The organism is Streptomyces sp. NPDC046335 (assembly GCF_055587985.1).
The window spans coordinates 375,934-395,906 of sequence record NZ_JBVJFF010000011.1 but is presented as its reverse complement, the minus strand read 5'-3'; the positions used below and the strand labels follow the sequence as shown (position 1 = coordinate 395,906).

General features: G+C 71.6%; 17 protein-coding genes. 8 read left to right on the top strand and 9 right to left on the bottom strand.

Features of this window, described 5'->3' with window-relative positions; genetic code table 11:
- Positions 1-145 precede the first annotated feature (145 nt).
- Entirely contained in the window at positions 146-4,183 is a 4,038-nt protein-coding gene (scy, locus tag ACZ6JY_RS27790; RefSeq protein ID WP_469199996.1) for a polarized growth protein Scy, read from the bottom strand.
- 229 nt (positions 4,184-4,412) lie between these two features.
- Positions 4,413-4,853, bottom strand: a complete 441-nt coding sequence (gene mce, locus ACZ6JY_RS27785; RefSeq protein ID WP_469199994.1) for a methylmalonyl-CoA epimerase — start codon at positions 4,851-4,853, stop codon at positions 4,413-4,415.
- A gap of 137 nt (positions 4,854-4,990) precedes the next feature.
- On the opposite strand from mce, the gene ACZ6JY_RS27780 reads away from it, so the two are divergent.
- Positions 4,991-6,193, top strand: coding sequence for an acetyl-CoA C-acetyltransferase (locus ACZ6JY_RS27780; protein ID WP_469199993.1), 1,203 nt, complete (start codon positions 4,991-4,993; stop codon positions 6,191-6,193).
- A gap of 48 nt (positions 6,194-6,241) precedes the next feature.
- Positions 6,242-7,198: a methylmalonyl Co-A mutase-associated GTPase MeaB gene (gene meaB / locus ACZ6JY_RS27775; protein ID WP_469199991.1), complete on the top strand. Its 957-nt coding sequence runs from the start codon at positions 6,242-6,244 to the stop codon at positions 7,196-7,198.
- A gap of 78 nt (positions 7,199-7,276) precedes the next feature.
- Here meaB and ACZ6JY_RS27770 read toward each other — a convergent pair whose 3' ends face one another.
- Positions 7,277-7,996, bottom strand: a complete 720-nt coding sequence (locus ACZ6JY_RS27770; protein ID WP_469199989.1) for a PepSY domain-containing protein — start codon at positions 7,994-7,996, stop codon at positions 7,277-7,279.
- Between the two features lie 151 nt (positions 7,997-8,147).
- On the opposite strand from ACZ6JY_RS27770, the gene ACZ6JY_RS27765 reads away from it, so the two are divergent.
- The gene (locus ACZ6JY_RS27765; RefSeq protein ID WP_469199987.1) at positions 8,148-8,813 is read left to right on the top strand and encodes a response regulator transcription factor; all 666 of its coding nucleotides are present in this window, start codon (positions 8,148-8,150) and stop codon (positions 8,811-8,813) included.
- Positions 8,810-10,297 carry a sensor histidine kinase gene (locus tag ACZ6JY_RS27760; RefSeq protein WP_469199985.1) on the top strand — a complete coding sequence of 496 codons (1,488 nt, stop codon included), beginning with the start codon at positions 8,810-8,812 and terminating at the stop codon, positions 10,295-10,297. The genes ACZ6JY_RS27765 and ACZ6JY_RS27760 overlap by 4 nt, the downstream gene beginning before the upstream one ends.
- A 34-nt stretch (positions 10,298-10,331) precedes the next feature.
- Here ACZ6JY_RS27760 and ACZ6JY_RS27755 read toward each other — a convergent pair whose 3' ends face one another.
- The 4 genes from ACZ6JY_RS27755 to ACZ6JY_RS27740 all read right to left on the bottom strand — a co-directional run bounded on the left by ACZ6JY_RS27755 (position 10,332) and on the right by ACZ6JY_RS27740 (position 13,020).
- On the bottom strand, positions 10,332-10,808 hold the full coding sequence (locus ACZ6JY_RS27755; RefSeq protein ID WP_447040057.1) for a MarR family winged helix-turn-helix transcriptional regulator: 477 nt from the start codon (positions 10,806-10,808) through the stop codon (positions 10,332-10,334).
- A 118-nt stretch (positions 10,809-10,926) separates the two neighbouring features.
- Positions 10,927-11,682: an AIM24 family protein gene (locus ACZ6JY_RS27750; protein ID WP_469200132.1), complete on the bottom strand. Its 756-nt coding sequence runs from the start codon at positions 11,680-11,682 to the stop codon at positions 10,927-10,929.
- Between the two features lie 47 nt (positions 11,683-11,729).
- On the bottom strand, positions 11,730-12,380 hold the full coding sequence (locus tag ACZ6JY_RS27745) for an AIM24 family protein (RefSeq protein WP_469199983.1): 651 nt from the start codon (positions 12,378-12,380) through the stop codon (positions 11,730-11,732).
- Position 12,381: 1 nt separating this feature from the next.
- A complete protein-coding gene (locus tag ACZ6JY_RS27740; RefSeq protein WP_469199981.1) occupies positions 12,382-13,020 on the bottom strand; it encodes an AIM24 family protein in 639 nt (212 codons plus the stop codon).
- Positions 13,021-13,185: 165 nt separating this feature from the next.
- On the opposite strand from ACZ6JY_RS27740, the gene ACZ6JY_RS27735 reads away from it, so the two are divergent.
- The 4 genes from ACZ6JY_RS27735 (at position 13,186) to glxA (ending at position 17,854) form a co-directional block, all read left to right on the top strand.
- Positions 13,186-13,530, top strand: a complete 345-nt coding sequence (locus ACZ6JY_RS27735; protein ID WP_469199979.1) for a DUF3817 domain-containing protein — start codon at positions 13,186-13,188, stop codon at positions 13,528-13,530.
- The gene (locus tag ACZ6JY_RS27730) at positions 13,527-13,820 is read left to right on the top strand and encodes an MTH1187 family thiamine-binding protein (protein ID WP_469199977.1); all 294 of its coding nucleotides are present in this window, start codon (positions 13,527-13,529) and stop codon (positions 13,818-13,820) included. The genes ACZ6JY_RS27735 and ACZ6JY_RS27730 overlap by 4 nt, the downstream gene beginning before the upstream one ends.
- Positions 13,821-14,107: 287 nt before the next feature.
- Complete coding sequence (locus tag ACZ6JY_RS27725) at positions 14,108-15,883, top strand: glycosyltransferase family 2 protein (protein ID WP_469200130.1); 1,776 nt, start codon at positions 14,108-14,110, stop codon at positions 15,881-15,883.
- 3 nt (positions 15,884-15,886) lie between these two features.
- Positions 15,887-17,854, top strand: a complete 1,968-nt coding sequence (glxA, locus tag ACZ6JY_RS27720; protein ID WP_469199974.1) for a radical copper oxidase GlxA — start codon at positions 15,887-15,889, stop codon at positions 17,852-17,854.
- 6 nt (positions 17,855-17,860) lie between these two features.
- Here the strand turns inward: glxA and ACZ6JY_RS27715 are convergent, their stop codons facing one another.
- Complete coding sequence (locus ACZ6JY_RS27715; RefSeq protein WP_469199972.1) at positions 17,861-18,904, bottom strand: glycoside hydrolase family 6 protein; 1,044 nt, start codon at positions 18,902-18,904, stop codon at positions 17,861-17,863.
- A gap of 66 nt (positions 18,905-18,970) precedes the next feature.
- The gene (locus tag ACZ6JY_RS27710; RefSeq protein ID WP_469199970.1) at positions 18,971-19,969 is read right to left on the bottom strand and encodes an ArsR/SmtB family transcription factor; all 999 of its coding nucleotides are present in this window, start codon (positions 19,967-19,969) and stop codon (positions 18,971-18,973) included.
- Positions 19,970-19,973: the final 4 nt, after the last annotated feature.

Here is a 19,973-nt window from a genome sequence, read left to right as displayed (position 1 = left end):
GGGAATCCTAGGGGTCAAGGCGGCGTGTCATCGAGCGGATGCCCGTTTGATCTGGAGAATGACACCCCTTTTGAGTGGCTAACCGTCAGAGCACTTGCCAGCGACAGGGCCAAAGGTCCTCACAAGCATGGTTGTCGCGCTTTGGCTAGCTATCTGACTGCTTGCCACCCGAACGGGTCGACCCTGCCGCGGCTCCGGCCTTGACGCCACCCGACGCGGAACCCCCGCCGGACGCGGACTTCCCGCCTGTTGACGGGGCCTCAAGGGAACCCAACGCCTCCAGGACATCCTGGACACGGGAGATCTCCGCGTTGATGTCGTCGCGGCGCCGTACCAGTACCTCCAGCTCGTGCTTGCCCTCCTCGACCACGCGGGTGGCCTCGGCCTCCGCGTCCGCCTTGATCCGCTCGGCCTCACCGACCAGCGAGGCCTTCTTCGTCTCGGCCTCCTTCAGGAGCCCCTCGGCCTTCTTGACGGCGGAGATCCGCACCTTGCTCGCCTCGGACGTCGCGTCCGAGACCATCTCCTTGGCCTTCGCCTGGGCCTCGGCGAGCTGCTCCTCCGCGGCCTTCACCAGCGCGTCACAGCGCTCGCCCGCGGTCTTCATCGCCTCGGCGGACTCACGGCGGGCACGCTCGTGCAGCTCCTCGATCTCGGCGGTGATCCGGTCGCGCTGCTCCTCGGAACGCTCCCTTATGGCGGTCGCGTCGCGCCGGGCGCCGACGAGCAGCTCGTCCGCGTCCGTACGCGCCTTCTCCACCCGGGAGTTGCCCTCGATCGTCGCCTCCGCGACAAGGCGGTCGGCCTCCGTGCGGGCCGCGCCGACCATCGTGTCGGCCTGCGCCTCGGCGTCCGTGGTCGCCTTGAGCGCCTTCTCCTGGGCGTCCGCCGTCAGCTTCTCCGCCTCGGCGGCGGCCTCCGTGATGAGCGTGTCGACCTGCTCGGCGGCCTCCTGGCGACGCTTGTTGGCCTCCTTGCGGGCCTCGTCCAGGGTGCGCTCGGCCTCCTCGCGCGCCTCGGAGGTGAGCCGCTCGGCCTCCCTCGCCGCGTCCGCCTTGACGCGCTCGGAGTCGCTGCGGATCCGCTCGGCGTGCTGCTGCGCGGAGTTCACCGTCTCCGACGCCTCGGCGCGCAGCCGCTCGGCGTCGCCCGTCGCGTCCGAGATGAGCTTCTCGGCCTTGGCCACGGACTCCGCACGGACCCGCTCCGCCTCGGCGGCCGTCTCCGCCTTGAGCCGCTCGGCCTCGGCGGTGGACTCCGCGAGGACCCGCTCGGCCTCGGCCGTGGACTCCGCCCGCAGCCGCTCCGCCTCCGCCGTCGACTCGTCCCGCAGCCGCTCGGCCTGCTCGGTCGCCTCCGTGCGGACGCGCTCGGCCTCCGCGATCGTCTCGTTCTGCAGCAGCTCGGCCTCGCTGCGCGCCTCGCCGATCAGCGTGTCGGCCTGGCTCGCGGCGTCGCCGCGGATGCGGTTGGCGTCCTCACGGGCGTCCGCACGCGTACGTGCCGCGTCCTGCTCGGCCGACGCCTTCGTGTCGGAGGCCTCCGTACGCACCCGCTGGACGTACTCCGAGGCGTCCGAACGCAGCCGCTCGGACTCCGCGATCGCCTCGGCGACCGTGCGCTCGGCCAGCTCCTTGGCGGCCTCCGAGGACTCCGTCGCCTCGCGACGGGTGCGGTTGGCGTCCTCGGTGGCGCGCTCCCGCTCGGCGTAGGCGTCGGAGCGGACGCGGTCGGCCTCCTCCTGCGCCTCGGTCCTGGTGCGCTCCGCGGCGTGCTCGGCGGCCGAGCGCAGGCCCGCCACCTCTTCCTGCGCCGCCTCGTGCAGACCCGCGACGGAGTCCCGTACGGACTGGGCGGTCTGTTCGGCGGCCGAGACCAGCTCGGTCGCCCTGCGGTCGGCCTCCTCCACCAGGCGCACGGCCTCGGCCTGCGCCTCCTCGACCCGCTTACGGGCCGAGGCGAGAAGCTCCTCGCTCTGCTCGCGGGCCCGCTCACGCTCCTGGTCGGCCTCGGCGCGCGCGGAACCCAGCGTCTCCTCGGCCTCGCGACGGCGCCGCGCGGCCTCCTCCTGGGCGGCGGACAGCGCCTCGGCGGCCTCCGTGCCCACGCGCTCGGCGGCCGCGGCGGCCTCCGCGCGCACCCGGTCGGCCGACTCCTGCGCCTCGGTCTTCAGCCGCTCGGCCTCCGCGGCGGCCTCCGAACGCAGCCGCACGGCGAGCGCCTCGCCCTCCGCGCGGGACTGCGAGGCGTCCGCGGCGGCCTCCGTGCGCAGCCGCTCCGCCTCGGTCTCGGCCTGCGCCTGCACGGTGCGGATCCGCTCGGCGGACTCCGAACGCAGCCGCTCGGTCTCCTCCGTGGCCTCCTTGCGCATGCGCTCGGCCTGCTCACGGGCGTCGGCGAGGGCCTGCTCCGCCGCGGTCAGGCGCTCCTCGGCCTCCGTGTGCAGCCGTGTCAGCTCCTCGGCGGCCTCGGCCTGCCGCGCCGCTATGGCCCGCTCGGTCTCCTCGTGCAGCGCCCGGGCGGCCTCCTCGGCCGCGGACTTCGTCGCGTCGGCCTGCTCGACGGCCTCCTCGCGGTGCCGCTCGGCCTCCGCGCGGGTGCGCTCCAGGGTGTCCTCGGCCTGCTTGCGCAGCGTCGTGGCGCGCTCGACGGCCTCGGCGCGGACCCGCTCGCTCTCGGCGGCCGCCGCCGTCCGCAGCTCCTCGGCGTCGGCCTTCGCCTTGGCGAGCAGCTCCTCGGCGGACTTGGCCGCCTCCTCGATCTCCTTGACCGCCTCGCGCCGCGCCTCGCCCCGGATGCGCTCGCCCTCGGAGACGGCGTCCGCGCGCAGCTGCTCGGCCTCGCCGCGCAGCCTGCGCGCCTCCTCCTGGAGCTCGACGGTCTTGGCGCGGTACTCCTTGGTGTCGTCCTTCGCCGCGCCCTTGAGCTCCTCGGCGATGTCGTGCGCCTCGGCCCGCAGCCGGTCCGCCTCGGTCTCCGCCTCCGTACGGATGCGCTCGGCCTCGTCGGTGGCGGCCTTCGTCGTCTCCTTGGCGTTCTTCGAGGCCTTGTCCAGGACCTCCTCGGCCGTCCGCGCCGCCTTCGCGAGCTGGCCCGCGGTCTCCTCGGCGGTGATCGTGCGCGCCTTCTCGGCGGCGTCCGCGATCAGCTTCTCGGCCTCGGCGCGGGCGTCGGCGATGAGCTGCTCGGCCTCCGACTTGGCGGACTCCGCCTCCTTGGTGGCCTCGCCGACCAGCCGCGCGACCTGCTCCTTGGCCGTACGCGTGCGCTGCTCACCGGCGGACTCCGCCGCAGCGATCTCCTTGCTCGCGGCGTCCTTGGCCTCGGCGAGGACCTTCTCGGCCTCCGCCCGCGCCTCGCGCAGCGCCGTGTCGGCCTCGGTCATGCGCTGCTCGGCGGCCCGGCTCGCCTCGGCGGCCCTGCGGCGGGCCTCCTCGGACTCCGAAGCGGTGGTGGAGCGGAGCTGCTCGGCGTGGTCGGTGGCTTCCTGGGCCTGGGTGGAAGCGGCGTTCAGGAGGCGCTCGGCGTCGGTGCGGGCCCTGCGCAGCAGCGCCTCGGCCTCGGCGCGGGCGGCCTCGGCGTCGCTCGCGAGACGCCGGCGGGCCTGCTCGGCGACGCGCTCGGCCTCGGCGCGGGCGGCGGCCAGGGCCTGGTCGGCCTCGGCGCGCGACTCGTCCAGGAGGCGGCGGGCCTGCTGCTCGGTGCGGGCCCGGAGCTGCTCGGCCCACGCCACGTTCTCGTTGACGTGCGACTCGACGGTCCTGCGGCGCTCGGAGAGCTCCTGGTCGAGCTGCTGACGGCGCGACACGGCCTCGGCGTGCAGCTCGGACTGGAGCCTGGCCTGCTGCTCGGCGTGCTCCTGGAGGATGCGCTGCGTCTGCGCACGGGCGTCGCGCAGCTCCCGCTCGGCGTCCGCGCGCAGCTGGTCGGCCTGGACCTGGGCGTTGCGGAGCATCTGCTCGGCCTGATAGCCGATGTCCGCGCTGTCGTAGGCAGGGCGTGACGCGAGGCTGCGGCGCGCCTCGTGCAGCTTGGCGCGCAACACCTCGACCTGGTAGCCGAGGTCCTCGGCATGCTGGACGGCTTTCTCCCGCTCGGTCTTCAGCCGGTCCATCTCGGCCTCGAACCGCGAAAGACTGTCGGTCTCAGCCCGCGAGTTCTCTTGGCGTTCGTAGCCCCGCACTGCGCGGTCCCATCCGTCCCCTGGTCGAAGTCTCCAACGAGCCCCGTCCATCCGACGGACGAGGCCCCCGGGGGAATGGTGTCAGATCAACGGCGGAGCATGGGTTGCTGCCCCGACGCTCGTCCCCCGAAACCCGGACCCCGGCACGCGACCGCCCAGCCTTCGGACGGCCTGCCGCCCCGACTTCGGACGGCCAGGCGCTAACCCTACCGGCCCGGATATACGGAGGTCAGTGCTCCTGGGACTCGGAGGGCGCCGAAGTGACGAGTTCGGTGAGCACGCCGTGGCAGTCCTTGGGGTGGAGAAACGTGATCCGGGACCCCATGGAACCCGTCCGCGGCTCGTCGTAGAGGACCCGTACGCCCTTGTCCTTGATCGCCGCGGCGTCGCCGTCCACGTCCGCGGTGCCGAAGGCGATGTGGTGCACGCCCTCGCCGTTCTTGGCCAGCCACTTGCCGACCGCGGAGTCGTCGCGGGTCGGTTCGAGCAGTTGCAGGTAGGAAGCCCCTCCGTCACTGGTCTCGTTGATCTTGAGCATGGCCTCGCGCACGCCCTGCTCCTCGTTGACTTCGGTGTGGAAGACGGTGAACCCGTACGTCTTCCGGTAGAACTCGACGGTCTTGTCGAGGTCGAAACAGGCGATCCCGATGTGATCGATTCGCGTCAGCATGTTTCAAGTGCAGCGCCTCGCACCGTGATTACGCAACGTGCGCGCGATCACACTCGTGGCCCGGTGACGGGCGGGGTACCGCTCAGTACATTCAGATAAACCCTCGTTAACTTCTCCTCTCCAAGGGGCCGTGGCACATGTCTGGAACGACCGGTACCACCTCAGTGATCGTCGCGGGCGCGCGCACGCCCATGGGCCGCCTGCTCGGCTCCCTGAAGTCCTTCTCCGGCGCCGACCTGGGCGGCTTCGCGATCAAGGCCGCGCTCGACCGGGCCGGCATCGGCGGCGACCAGGTCCAGTACGTGATCATGGGGCAGGTGCTGACGGCCGGGGCGGGGCAGATCCCGGCGCGCCAGGCCGCCGTCAAGGCCGGCATCCCCATGAACGTCCCCGCGCTCACCGTCAACAAGGTCTGTCTCTCCGGCCTCGACGCCATCGCACTCGCCGACCAGCTCATTCGCGCCGGCGAATTCGACGTCGTCGTCGCGGGCGGCCAGGAGTCGATGACCAACGCCCCGCACCTGCTGCCGAAGTCCCGTGAGGGCCACAAGTACGGCGCGATCGAAGTGCTCGACTCGATGGCGTACGACGGCCTCACCGACTCCTTCGACGGCGTCGCGATGGGCGAGTCGACCGAGAAGCACAACACCCGCCTCGGCATCGCCCGCCCCGAGCAGGACGAGGTGGCCGCCCTCTCGCACCGGCGCGCCGCCGCCGCCCAGAAGAACGGCCTGTTCGAGGCCGAGATCACACCCGTGGAGATCCCGCAGCGCAAGGGCGACCCGGTGCTCTTCGCCAAGGACGAGGGCATCCGCCCCGAGACCACCGCCGAGTCCCTCGGCAAGCTGCGCCCCGCCTTCGCCAAGGACGGCACGATCACCGCGGGCACCTCCTCGCAGATCTCCGACGGCGCCGCGGCCGTGGTCGTCATGTCCAGGGCCAAGGCGGAGGAGCTCGGCCTGGACTGGATCGCCGAGATCGGCGCCCACGGCAACGTGGCCGGTCCGGACAGCTCCCTCCAGTCCCAGCCGTCCAACGCCATCAACCACGCCCTGAAGAAGGAGGGCATGACGGTCGAGGACCTGGACCTCATCGAGATCAACGAGGCCTTCGCCGCCGTCGCGGTGCAGTCAACGAAGGACCTCGGGGTTTCCCCGGAAAAGGTGAACGTCAACGGCGGCGCCATCGCGCTCGGCCACCCGATCGGGATGTCCGGCGCCCGCGTCGTCCTGCACCTCGCCCTGGAGCTGAAGCGCCGCGGCGGCGGTGTGGGCGCGGCGGCGCTGTGCGGCGGCGGTGGCCAGGGCGACGCCCTGATCATCAAGGTGGGCAGGAGCTGAACCGCCCGTCCGCCGTCCCGTACGAAGTGAAGTGAACGGAGCTGTCACATGCAGGACGTCCCCTCCCTGGTGGCGCAGGCCCGCGAGGGCAGGCCGCGGGCCGTGGCGCGGCTGATCTCCCTGGTCGAGGGGGCGTCGCCGCAGCTCCGGGAGGTGATGGCGGCGCTGGCCCCGCTGGCGGGCAACGCGTACGTGGTGGGGCTCACCGGATCGCCCGGCGTCGGCAAGTCGACGTCGACGTCCGCGCTGGTCAGCGCCTACCGGCGGGCGGGGAAGCGGGTCGGCGTGCTCGCCGTGGACCCGTCGTCGCCGTTCTCCGGCGGCGCGCTCCTCGGCGACCGGGTGCGGATGTCGGACCACGCCTCCGACCCCGGCGTCTACATCCGCTCCATGGCCACGCGCGGCCACCTCGGCGGGCTCGCCTGGGCCGCCCCGCAGGCGATCCGCGTCCTGGACGCGACGGGCTGCGACGTGGTGCTCGTGGAGACCGTCGGCGTCGGCCAGTCCGAGGTCGACATCGCCTCGCAGGCGGACACCTCCGTGGTCCTGCTCGCGCCCGGCATGGGCGACGGCATCCAGGCCGCCAAGGCCGGAATCCTGGAGATCGGCGATGTGTACGTCGTCAACAAGGCGGACCGTGACGGCGCCGACGCCACCGCCCGCGAGCTGAACCACATGCTCGGCCTCGGGGAGTCCCGCGGCGCGGGCGACTGGCGGCCGCCCATCGTGAAGACGGTGGCGGCACGCGGCGAGGGCATCGACGAGGTCGTCGAGGCGCTGGAGAAGCACCGGGCGTGGATGGAGGAGCGGGGCGTCCTCACCGAGCGGCGGACCGCGAGGGCCGCCCACGAGGTGGAGACCATCGCGGTCACCGCGCTGCGGGAGCGGGTCGGCTCGCTGCACGGCGACCGCAGGCTCTCCGCGCTGGCGGAGCGGATCGTGGCCGGAGAGCTCGATCCGTACGCGGCGGCGGACGAACTGGTCGAGGGCGTCACCACCGGCTGACGGTCCTGGACATGCCACAGGGGCGGCGTCGGTGACGCCGCCCCTGTGGCGGTGGCGCTGGTCCCGTGGGTGGGACTGTCAGTCGTCCGAGCCGTCGTCGTCCGAGCCGTCGTGGTCGTCGTGGTCCTGGCCGTCGTCGTCGTGGTCGTCCGAACGGTCGGCGGTGACCTTGCCGTTCGTCAGGCTGACGTGCCAGTCGGCCTCGGCGCCCTTGGCGCCGGTCGTCTCCACGTCCCAGGCACCGGCCTTGCCGTCGTCGTCCAGGTCCACGGAGGTCACCGTGCCCTTGTCGGCGGCGGCCCGCGCGGCGTCGGCGGCGCTGGTGGACGCGCCCTTGAGCGCGGAGTTCACCCGGGCGGCGTCGGCGGCGTCGTCACCGTCGTCGTCCTTGTCGACCCAGGAGCCGAGGACCTTGCCGGTGCCGGGGTCGACCTCGACGTTGTGCCAGGTGCTTCCCTTCAGGATGTCGACGTCCCAGACCAGGCCGCCGTCCTCGTCGTCGAGCTCGGCGGAGACCGCGGTGCCGGACGTGTCGGCGAGGGCCGCCTTGATCGCGTCCGCGGCCGTCACCTCGGCGGCCTTCGCCTCCGCGGTGTTCTCCGCGGCGTCGTCGCGGTCATCCTTGCGGTCGTCGGAGTCGTCGTCCTTACCGTCGTCCTTGCGGTCGTTGTCCTGGAGCTGGACGCTCGACTTGCCCGCGGCGCTGTCGTCGTCCCCGCCGGTCGCGAAGGCGGTGGCGGTGCCGCCGCCGATCAGGGCCGCGGCGGCGACGGTGGCGATGACGATGTTGCGCTTCATGAGGGTCCTCCCGAGAAAGTGAGCGGTGCCGGCGGCGGCCGGGGGGCCGCTGCCGTTCGCTTTCGACATGGACCAATCTGGCGGACCGACCCTGAACCGAAGCTGAAGCCGCCTGAAGGACTCTTCAGGTTCGCTCTGCGACCCTGAACGCATGCGCCTGTTGATCGTGGAGGACGAGAAGCGGCTTGCCCTGTCGCTCGCCAAGGGTCTGACCGCCGAGGGCTTCGCCGTGGACGTCGTCCACGACGGCCTCGACGGGCTGCACCGCGCGAGCGAGGGCACGTACGACCTGGTCATCCTCGACATCATGCTCCCCGGCATGAACGGCTACCGGGTCTGCTCCACGCTGCGCGCGGCGGGCCACGACGTGCCGATCCTGATGCTCACGGCGAAGGACGGCGAGTACGACGAGGCGGAGGGCCTGGACACGGGCGCCGACGACTACCTCACCAAGCCGTTCTCGTACGTGGTGCTCGTGGCCCGCGTGAGGGCGCTGCTGCGCCGCCGCGGCACCGCGGGCCCCTCCCCGGTCCACACCCTGGGCGACCTCAGGGTCGACACGGCCGCCCGGCGGGTCCTGCGGGGCGAGGAGGAGATCACCCTCACGGCGAAGGAGTTCGCGGTCCTCGAACAGCTCGTGCTGCGGGCCGGGGAGGTCGTCTCCAAGGGCGACATCCTGGAGCACGTCTGGGACTTCGCCTACGAGGGGGACCCCAACATCGTCGAGGTGTACGTGAGCACCCTGCGCCGCAAGCTGGGCGCGGCCCTCATCAAGACGGTGCGCGGCGCCGGTTACCGCCTGGAGGCCCCGCGATGAGGCGGCTGTTCGGCTCCGTCCGGGCCAGGGCCACGCTCGGCGCGAGCCTGGTCGTCGCCCTTGCCCTGGTCGCGGCGGGCGCCGCCGTGCTGCTCGCGCTGCGCGCCAATCTGACCGCGCAGGCGGAGGGCCGTGCCGACTCCGCGGCCCGTGAGGTCGCCGCGCAGCTCGTGGCGGGCCGGCCGTACGCGGAGCTCGACCTGCCGGAAGAGGACGAGAACCCCGTGCAGGTCGTCGACGACGAGCACAGGCTGGTCGCCGCCAGCGAGGACCTGGAGCGGATCAGCGGCACCGGGACCACCGCGGTCAAGCCGGTGGCGGCCACCGCGCGCCCCGGCGGCCAGGGCGACGGCGAAGCGAACGGCGACGACAGCGCCGACGGGGACGACAGCGCCGACGCGGACGACAAGGGCGAGGCGTCCGAGCCCGGGGAGATCGACGACGCCGATTACAGCTCCGGGTCGGCCACCGTCGACGGCGACCGCGACGACTACCGCTTCGCCGCGGTCGAGGTCAGCACGGAGGAGCGCGGCGACTTCACCGTCTACGCGGGCGGCTCGCTCGCCGACGAGAAGAGCGCGGTGTCGACGGCGCTGACGTCGATGCTGATCGGCTTCCCGCTGCTGCTCGCGGTCGTCGCGGGCGTCACCTGGCTGGTGACGCGCCGCGCGCTGCGCCCGGTGGCGGCCATCACCGCGGAGATGTCCGCGATCACGGCCTCGGAGGATCTGGCGCGCCGGGTGCCCGAGCCGGACACGCACGACGAGATCGCCCGCCTGGCCCGTACGACGAACGAGACACTCACCGCCCTTCAGACCTCGGTGGAGCGGCAGCGGCGCTTCGTGGCGGACGCCTCGCACGAGCTGCGCAGCCCCATCGCCTCGCTGCGCACCCAGCTGGAGGTGGGCGCCGCGCATCCGGAGCTGCTCGATGTCGACGGGGCGGTCGAGGACACCGTGCGGCTCCAGGAGCTCGCCGCCGACCTGCTGCTGCTCGCCCGCCTCGACGCGGGGGAGAAGCCCGGCGAGACGCGCGTGGATCTGGCGGCCTTCGTCCGCGAGGAGCTGTCGCAGCGGACGCGGGACCGTGCCGAGGTGCGCACGGACCTGAAGAGCACGGAGGTCGCGGGCTCCCGGAGCCAGCTGGCCCGGGTGCTCGGCAACCTGCTGAACAACGCCCAGCGGCACGCCCGCTCCCGGGTCACGGTCACCACCCGGTCCGATGGCGCGTGGGCGGTCCTCGAGGTGTCCGACGACGGCGAGGGTGTGCCGCCCGGCGAACGGGAGCGGATCTTCGAACGGTTCGTGCGCCTCGACGACGCCCGGACACGCGACGAGGGCGGGGCCGGCCTCGGTCTCGCGATCGCGCGGGACGTGGCGGCACGGCACGGCGGCACGCTCGTGGTCAGGGAGGCGCCGTCCGGTGGTGCGCTCTTCGAGCTCCGGCTGCCCGGCGGCCCCGACCGTCACCCGTCGGCGGACTGAGGCGGGCTGGGGCCGGCGCGGCGGGCCGGACGGGTCAGGGCTTGCCGCGCTGGGAGCGCAGGTGTTCCGCGATCGGGGTCAGGGCCTTGTGCAGCTCGCCGAGCGCCTCGGGCGAGACGAGGTCGACGAAGTGCCGCCGCACGGAGGCGACGTGGTGCGGGGCGACCCTGCGCATGGTCTCCATGCCGTCCTCGGTGAGGACGGTGTAGAGGCCGCGCCGGTCGGACTCGCAGTTCTCGCGGCGCACCAGGCCCGCGTTCTCCATGCGGGTGATCTGGTGGGACAGCCGGCTCTTGGACTGCAAGGTGGCCGCGGCGAGGTCACTCATGCGCATCCGCAGGTCGTCCGACTCGGAGAGGTGCACGAGAATGTCGTAGTCGTTCATGGTCAGGTTGAACGGCTGGAGGTCTTTTTCGAGCTGATACGTCAGCATCCTGTTGACCTCCACGTGGGTGCGCCAGGCGCACTGTTCCTCGTCGGTCAGCCACTGCGGGGCCGTCTCGGTCTCCATGGAATCGATTCTACCTAAGAAGTTGAAAGGTGAACGAACAGGGGAATGTGACGCGCCTCGCACCCCTGGTCACACGGAAGCGCACAGGCGTTCGCCGTCACACTCCGCAGACTACCGCTCACAGCCCGAAGCGACGCTGGAGGTCCCCCAGTTGTCCGGGAAGACGCGGTGCGCCCGTCTGCTGCCCCGGCTGACCCGACGCGCCCCGCGCGCCCGGCACCCCCGCCTGCCGCGGCACCTCCCCGGCGGACTGCTCGGGGACGAGCGTCTCGGTGGACTGGAGCAGCACCGTGCCCGCCCCGACGAACTCGAACTGATGCTCTTCCCCGGAGGTCCCCCCGATGCCGGTCAGCGCCCGCACGCCTCCGATCACCCCCGTGAGATACCCGTGGTCGTAGTGATGGCAGGGCGAGGGGCAGTCGGCCCAGCCCACCAGGGCCTGCGGATCGACCCGGATCGGCGGCTCCATGAACACCACCGGACCGTTCGACGCCGCGACGAACTTGCCGGTTCCGATGAGTGTCAGGAAGCCGGGGACGATCGACTGCTTGAGTGCCAGAGTTGGCTGAAAAGCGAGGAGGTTGCCCGAGCGAATGGTCAGGTTGCCCTCATCAAGGTCGTACGAATTGACGTCGAAGGCCCGGTCGGCGAGGAGCATCTTGCCCTGGCCGTCCGCCACCACCCAGTCACTTGCGTGCAGCGGCGAATGAAAACTGGTCCGGACCAAGCGGTCCAGACGGCCGTGCCCGATGCCGTTGAACTCCATCCGGCCGTAGTAGGCGATCATCTTCCCCTTCTGCAGGAACCACTGGCTTCCCTTGAGCTCCACGCAGAAGGTGTACGCGTTCACGTTGTCGTCGCTCGGCAGCGTCATCGGGTCGAAGACGGCCGGGGCGCCCGCGGGGGTCGAGACGTTCGGGTTCACAGCTTCTCCTCCGAGGCCTGGACGTACACCGAGCCGGTCCCCGACAGCTCCAGCTGGAACGCCTCGCCGGAGCCGCGGCCCACCATGTCGCGCCAGCCGAGCGCCGTGGACAGTTTGTTGCGCACCTCGCCGTGGTGCGCCACGTACGCCTGCGGGTCGACGTGGACCGGGCGCTGGGGGGTGATCGGCACCTCGATGACGCCGCCGTGCGCCATGACGGCCACCGCGCCGTGTCCCTTCAGGGTCGTGGTGAACAGGCCCTGGCCGCTGACCTGGCCGCGCACCATGCCCATGACGCCGCCCTGGGAGCCCATGAACATCGTGCCCTGCTGGAGCGTGCCGTCGAAGGCCAGCAGCCGGTCGGCCTCCACGCAGAGCGTGTCTCCGGAGAGGCCGATCACCTGGATGTGGTGGCCGCCGTGCCCGAAGAGGACCGTGCCCGCGCCCTCCACGGTCATCAGGGGCGTCGCCTCGCCGGCCACCCTGCGTCCGATCATCGACATCAGGCCGCCCTGTCCGCCCTGCACGTTCGGGGTGAAGGAGACGTCCCCCTGGTAGGCGAGCATGGCGCCGCGCTGGCTGAAGATCTTGGCGCCGGGCCGCACCGTCGCCTCGACCATCTTGGAGTTGATCTCTCGGAAGGGCATGTCAGACGTCCCCCGCGATCGTGGTGCGCTCACTGGGCTGTACATAGACGAGGCCCTCGCCCTCGAAGCGGATCTGGAAGGCCTCGCCGCCGCCCTCGCCCATGAAGGTCCGGAACGTCACGCCGGACTGGAAGCTCTGGCGCACATCCCCCTGATGGGCGATATAGGCCCCCGGGTCCACCGTCAGGGGATACTGCCGGGAGACGCGCAGCACCACCGCCGGTCCGTCGGAGACGATCGCCGCCCGGCCCGTGCCCTCGACGGTCGTGGTGAACAGACCATTGCCCTGCGAGGCGCCCCGCAGCCCCGTGAAGCTCGTGCCCGTGCGCAGGCCGACGTCGGCGCAGAGCAGATTGCCCGCCTCGACGAACAGCTTGTCGCCGCGGAGGTCCACGAGGTTGATCTCGGTGGCCCGGTCGGCGAACCAGCAGGTGCCGTGCCCCTTCACCTCCATCACCGTCATCTGCTCCCCGGTGACGCGGCGCGTCACCATGCCGCGGATGCCCTCGCCGCCCCCGGTCATCTTCTTGAAGGCCATCTGGCCCTCATAGGCGACCATCGAGCCGTTCTTCGCCTTCACCGCGTCGCCGGTCATGTCGACGGCGAGCACTCTGCTCCCTTGGAGCCGGAACGTAGCCACGAATCGACGGTAGCCGTCGCGTACCGACGCGGAACAGGGTGAAGGGCCCTGAGCGAACCCGGAGAGGACCCCGATGTCACAATGGGGGTCGCTTGTGCGTCCATTCACAAGATCAGGTCGCCGAGCGCCCGCCCCTCTTCCGCCGCCCCTCACCGAAGGTGACCCGTGGACATCAAGACTGCCGCTGCCCTGCACCGACTCCGACTCGTCTCGATCCCGGAAGCCATCTCGTTCCCGATCCTGCTGGTCTGCTCGGTGCTCAAGCGCACCACCGACTTCAACGGTGTCCCGGTGATGGGATGGATCCACGCGATCCTCTTCCTGGCCTACGTCGTCTTCCTGCTCGACGCCTGGAACCGCACGAAGTGGCCGTGGAAGACGGCCGCGGTGTACTTCCTGCTCGCCATCCCGCCCTTCGGCGGCCTCTTCGCCGAGCGCAGGCTCAAGCGTGAGGCCGAGGCCGCGGTCATCGCCTCCCGCGCCCGCCGCGAGGGGGTCGTGAACGCATGATCGTCGCCTTCTCCGTGACCCCCCTCGGCGTCGGCGATGACGTCGGTGAGTACGTGGCCGACGCGGTGCGCGTCGTACGCGAGTCGGGGCTGCCGAACCGGACCGACGCGATGTTCACCTCCGTGGAGGGCGAGTGGGACGAGGTCATGGACGTCGTCAAACGCGCCGTGGCCGCGGTGGAGGCGCGGGCGCCCCGGGTCTCCGTCGTCATGAAGGCGGACATCCGCCCCGGCGTGACGGACGGCCTCTCCTCCAAGGTCGCGACCGTGGAGCGTCACCTCTCCGAGTGACACCCGCGGTATCCGACAAAGCCCCCGCTCTCGGGTGAATTCCGAGGGCGGGGGCTTTGCCGTGTGCCCGGACAGGCGCCCCGCGGCGGCGAGCAGAACCCGAAGCCGTCCGCAACCGCTCCAAAACCCCTCAACCTAAAACCCCTCACACGGACGCACCCCGTTCGACACGCCGGAGAAACTCCACTTCTGTGTGGTTATCGGCACGTGCTGAATCGACGTTCGACGACGCAAACCTGGAGGGCGCTGTGCGGCAGCCGGAGGGGTACGACTACGAGACCCACAGCATGCTCGCGGGAGCGCTCACCGAGCCGGGCAGGGGCGAGCGCGAGGGCGGCGGCACAGGCGGCTACCAGGTCCAGTACCGCAAGCTGCTCGCGGGCGAGCCGCACCGGATACGTGCCGTGCTCCTGATGACGCTGGCCCCGGTGCTCACCGGCATGCTGCTCCTCTACCTCGTCTGGCCCTCCCACTGGACCGAGCGCGAGGGCGCCGACGGCTGGCTCGTCGGCCTCGACGTCACGATGCTCGCGGCCATCGGTCTCATCGAGCTGTTCATGCTGGTCAACGTCATATCGATCGCCCACGCCACGATGGTCGCGCGCGACCCGGTGCCGGTCTTCCCCGAGCAGGGCACCCGCGTCGCGTTCCTCACCACGTACGTCCCCGGCAAGGAGCCCCTCTCCATGGTCCGGGCGACCCTGGAAGGCGCGGTGCGGCTGCGCCACACGGGCCCCCTCGACGTCTGGCTCCTGGACGAGGGCGACGACTCCGGCGCCAGGGCGCTCTGCGAGGAGCTGGGCGTCAGGCACTTCACCCGCCTCGGCGTACCGGAGTGGAACCGCGAGAAGGGCCCCCACAAGACCCGCACCAAGCACGGCAACTACAACGCCTGGCTCGCGATGCACCACAAGGAGTACGACTTCTTCGCCTCCGTCGACACCGACCACGTACCGCTCCCCAACTTCCTGGAGCGGATGATGGGCTACTTCCGCGACCCGGACGTGGCGTTCGTCGTCGGACCGCAGGTCTACGGGAACTACGAGACGCCCGTCACCAAGGCGGCCGAGTCCCAGCAGTTCCTCTTCCACGCGCTCATCCAGCGCGCGGGCAACCGCTACCGGGCACCCATGTTCGTGGGCACCAACAACGTCGTGCGCATCACGGCGCTCACCCAGGTGGGCGGCCTGTACGACTCGATCACCGAGGACATGGCGACCGGCTTCGAGCTGCACCGCCGCCGCAACCCGCTCACCAACAGGCACTGGCGCTCGGTCTACACCCCCGACGTCCTCGCCGTGGGTGAGGGCCCGGCCTCCTGGACGGACTTCTTCACCCAGCAGATGCGCTGGTCGCGCGGCACGTACGAGACGCTGTTCAAGCAGTACTGGCGGGCGCCCTTCTCGATGCCGCCGGGACGGCTCCTCTCGTACACCCTGATGCTCGTCTACTACCCGATGACGGCGGTCAACTGGCTGCTCGGCGTCCTGAGCTGCGTCCTCTTCCTCTGGTTCGGCGCCTCCGGCACACAGGTGGCGGCCTCGGTCTGGCTCATGCTCTACAGCGACGCCGCCGCCCTCCAGATCTGCCTCTACCTCTGGAACCGCAGGCACAACGTCTCCCCGCACGAGCCCGAGGGCTCCGGAGGCCTCGCGGGCATGGCCATGTCGGCGCTCTCCGCGCCCGTCTACGCCAAGTCCCTCGGCGCGGCCGTCGTGCGCCGCCCGAGCCGCTTCGTCGTCACCCCCAAGGGCGGCGACGCGAGCCCCGACCGGCTGCTCACCTTCCGCATCCACCTCTTCTGGGCGGCGGTCCTCGGCGGCTCGCTGGTCGCCTCCTTCGCCCTCGGCCACTCGCACGCCGCCATGCGCACCTGGACGGTCCTCGCCCTCGCCATCTCGCTGGCACCGGTCTCGATCTGGGCCTTCACCCGGTTCATGGAGGGCAGGGCGGCCCGGCGGGCCGCCCAGGAGCTGCGGGACACCGCCGCGCGGCCGGCCGCGAAGACGGACGGAGAGCCGGAGCCGGCGTTCGCCACCGGCACGACCACAGGAGGGAACTGAGCCATGGCCTACCGGCCCTCGCGACGCACCAGGAAGACGCTCATCGGAGTCGGCGCGGGCACCCTGCTCGTAGGGCTGAACGCTCCCGCCGCGCTCTCCTTCGCCGAGGAGCAGTACTACGAGTACAAGATCGCCCAGCCCGGCTACAAGGCGAGATACGGCTCCTGGCAGCAGGTCGACATCCCCGAGGAGTTCCGCACCAACGCCATTCACGCCGCACTCCTGCACACCGGCAAGGTGCTGATCGTCGCGGGCTCCGGCAACGAGCAGAAGAAGTTCGACGCGGGCTCCTTCGACACCATCCTGTGGGATCCGAGGAACAACACCTTCAAGAAGATCCCGACACCCGAGGACTTCTTCTGCTCCGGGCACGCCCAGCTCCCCGACGGCAGGCTCCTGGTGGCGGGCGGCACGGCGCGCTACGAACTGCTCGACGGCGAGGTGGAGCGGGCGGGCGGCGGCATGCGGGTCAAGAACGAGAACCCCGACAAGGCCGTCGTCCTCAAGAAGGGCACGAAGTTCCGCTCGCCGTCCGGCATCGAGTACGTCAGCAAGTTCGACGTGCACGTCCCCAAGGCCAAGCGGGACTACGAGATCAAGTACTCCAAGTCCGGCGTCATGCAGCCCTGGAAGACGAAGGTCAAGGCGAGCGAGGCGCGGGTCTTCGTCGAGGCGCTGGATCCGGGCGAGCAGTCGGTCAACGACAAGTCGGCCCAGTACGAGATCGAGGGCCTGACCGGCGACGAGGCCGACAACACCTACGGCATCGCCGAGAAGATCGACATGGAGAAGCAGGACTTCCAGGGGATCAGGGCGGCGTACGAGTTCGACCCGCGGGCCGAGAAGTACATCCCGGTGGAGCCGATGAAGAAGGCCCGCTGGTACCCCACGCTGGTCGGCCTGGAGGACGGCAAGGTGCTCGCGGTCTCCGGGCTCGACGACGTGGGTGTGATCGACCCCGGCGACAACGAGATCTACGACCCGAAGACCAAGAAGTGGACGGACGGCCCCAAGCGGTACTTCCCGACCTACCCCGCCCTCTTCCTCACCAAGGGCGGCAAGCTCTTCTACCCGGCGTCCAACGCGGGCTACGGCCCGGCCGAGAAGGGCCGCGAGCCGGGGCTCTGGGACCTGGACACCAACACGTTCGAGAAGGTCCCCGGGCTGACCGACACGGACCAGACCGAGACATCGGCGTCCGTGCTGCTTCCGCCCGCGCAGGACCAGAAGGTGATGATCCTGGGCGGCGGGGGAGTGGGCGAGTCGGACAAGGCCACGGGCCGCACGGCCGTGATCGACCTCAAGGAGGAGAACCCGTCCTTCAAGACCGGGCCCGAACTGCCGCAGGGCACGCGGTACCTGAACAGCGTGATCATGCCGGACGACTCCGTCTTCACCTCCAACGGCTCGTCGGACTACCGCGGACGCGGCGCCAGCAACATCCTGAAGGCGCAGTTCTACGACCCGAAGACCAACTCCTTCCGCGCCGCCGCGTCGCCCAAGGTGGGCCGCAACTACCACTCCGAGGCGCTGCTCCTGCCCGACGGCCGCGTGGTCACCTTCGGCTCGGACCCGCTGTACGACAACGAGCAGAACACCAAGCTCGGCCACTTCGAGCAGCGCATGGAGGTCTTCACGCCGCCCTCGCTGCACAAGGGCGCCAAGACCCGCCCCGTGCTCGGCGCGGGACCCGAGCGGCTCGCGGCCGACGGCCGCGCGACGTTCCGCACCGAGCGCCCCGGGGAGATCGCGTCCGCCCGCCTGATGCGCCCGAGTGCCGTGACGCACACGACGGACGTCGAGCAGCGCTCCATCGCCCTGCGGCTCACCCGCGGCAAGGGCGAGGTGACGGTCGACGTGCCGCGCGAGGACGCGGCGCTGGTGCCGCCCGGCTGGTACATGCTGTTCGTCACGGACAAGGACGGGACGTCGTCCGAGGCCAAGTGGATCCACGTGGGGCCGAAGGGGTGACGGGGGCTACGCGCCCTTGGCGTTGTGCGCCAGGCCGAGCGCGTAGTCCGGCCACCAATGGCCCGCCGCCGGGCCGCCTCGGCAGGGACCGTCGGAGTCGCCGGGGCGCTTGATCCACAGGACGGCGTCGAGCAGCGGGTCGTCCGTGCGGTCGGTCGGCGGGGTGCCGAGGCCGCGGCCCGGCGGGTTGCACCAGGCGTCCTGCCGGTCGCCCGCCAGCGGGCCCTTGCCGTTGCGGCTGGTGTCCATGACGAAGTGCTTGCCGCCGACGGTCGCCGACAGGGTGCGGCCGTACGACTTGGTGGTCGCGTCGCTCTGGAAGTTGGAGACGTTCAGCGAGAAGCCGTCGGCACGGGCGACGCCCGCCTGCCGCAGCGGCTCGGAGAGCTTGTGCGCGTCGGTGATCCAGCCGGGGTTGCCCGCGTCGAGGTACACCTTGACGTACGGCTGCCGCTTCAGCCGCTGGATCGCCCCGGAGAGCAGGTCGTAGCGGTCGGCGTGGTACTCCTGCGGGGTGCAGCCGTCCACGATGTGCGGGATCGCGTCGGGTTCCAGGATGACCAGCGCGGGGGCGTCCCCGATGGCATCGGCGAAGCTGTCCACCCAGCCGCGGTAGGCCTCCGCGCTGCCCGCGCCGCCCGCGGAGTGCTGGCCGCAGTCGCGGTGCGGGATGTTGTAGGCGACGAGCACGGCCGTGCGGCCCTCCTTCATCGCGCCCTCGGTGGCCGCCCTGACGTCGGACGCCGGGTCGTCACCGGCCGGCCAGACGGCCACGGGCTGCTCGGAGATCCGCCGGAGCACCTCCGCGTCCCGCTCGCGCCCCTCCCGCCGCCACTCCTGGACCTGGCGGGCCGCGGGGCTGTCGGGGTCGACCCAGAACGTGTTCGGCGGCGCCTTCGAGGCCGCGGCGGACGGGTCGGTCGCGGCGGCGCCCTCCGGCCGCGTGGCACCGGCCTCGGAGCCGGAGCCGGACCCCGAGGAGCAGCCCGCCGTGAGGCCGAGTGCGGCGAGAGCCGTGAGTGCCGTGAACGTGCGGAGCAGCCGGTGCATCCAGACCCCTTGGGCGACGGTGGGAGCTCTGATGGTCAGTCAGCCCGGCAATCGTTGCATATGGGGTTATTCCTGGCCTCGTGCCACACCGCCGTCGAGGAGCGCGATACCGAGGGGGGTCCGCTCGTACAGCACCTGGTGGCCGTACCGCCGCGCGTCGAGCAGTCCCGCGTCCCGCAGCGCGCCGAGGTGCGCCGACACGGAGGACGCGGCGAGGCCGAGCCGCCGGGCCAGCTCCGTCGTGCTGCCGGGCACGTCCAGCGCGGCGAGCACCGTGGCGCGGCCCCGGCCGAGGACGCGTACGAGCGCTTCGGGCGTGCGCTCGGCGGGTTCGCTCCACAGGCCCGCGATGCCGCGCGCCGGGTAGGCGAGCGAGGGCTGCCATGGAGGGTCGAAGCCGCTGATCACGTCCGGCCAGGAGAACACGCTCGGGACCAGCACGAGGCCCTGGCCCCCGAGCTGCCGCACGGACTCGTCCCGCCACTCGACGGTCAGGGTCGCGGAGTTCCAGGAGAGCCGCCGGTCGATCTCGGGGAGCAGCCCGCCGAGGCCGACCTCCGCGAGCCGCCGTGAGTGGTGGGCGACATCGGCTTCGAGGAGGGCCCGCAGGCGGGGCCAGTCCGGCTCGATGAGGGCGTGCCAGGCGGCCTCCATGGCGTCCGCGAGCTCCGCGACGGCGCGGGCGGGGTCGGCCAGCAGCGCACGGCCCTTCGGCGAGGCGGCGGCGCCCGGCGTGCAGGCGAGCGCCCGCGCCATGTCGTCCCGCGCCGCCCCGGGGTCGGTCGCGCGGACCGCGGCGATCTCCTCCTCGAAGCGGGCGGCGGGCCCGATCGGGGGCGGTCCGAGGAAGTCGGGGGAGTGGCCCCGCTGCGGCATCAGGAGCCACACCGCGCCGAGGTCGACCTCGCGGGCCGCCTCGCGGATGCGGCGCAGCCACTGCGGGTGGTAGCCGTGCCGGTCGGGCCGCTTCAGGGTGCGCACGGCCTCCTGGGTCTCCCACAACGGCGACACCGCGAACCGGCAGCGCAGCAGATCATCCCGGCCGAACCGCAAACGAAACGACATGCAC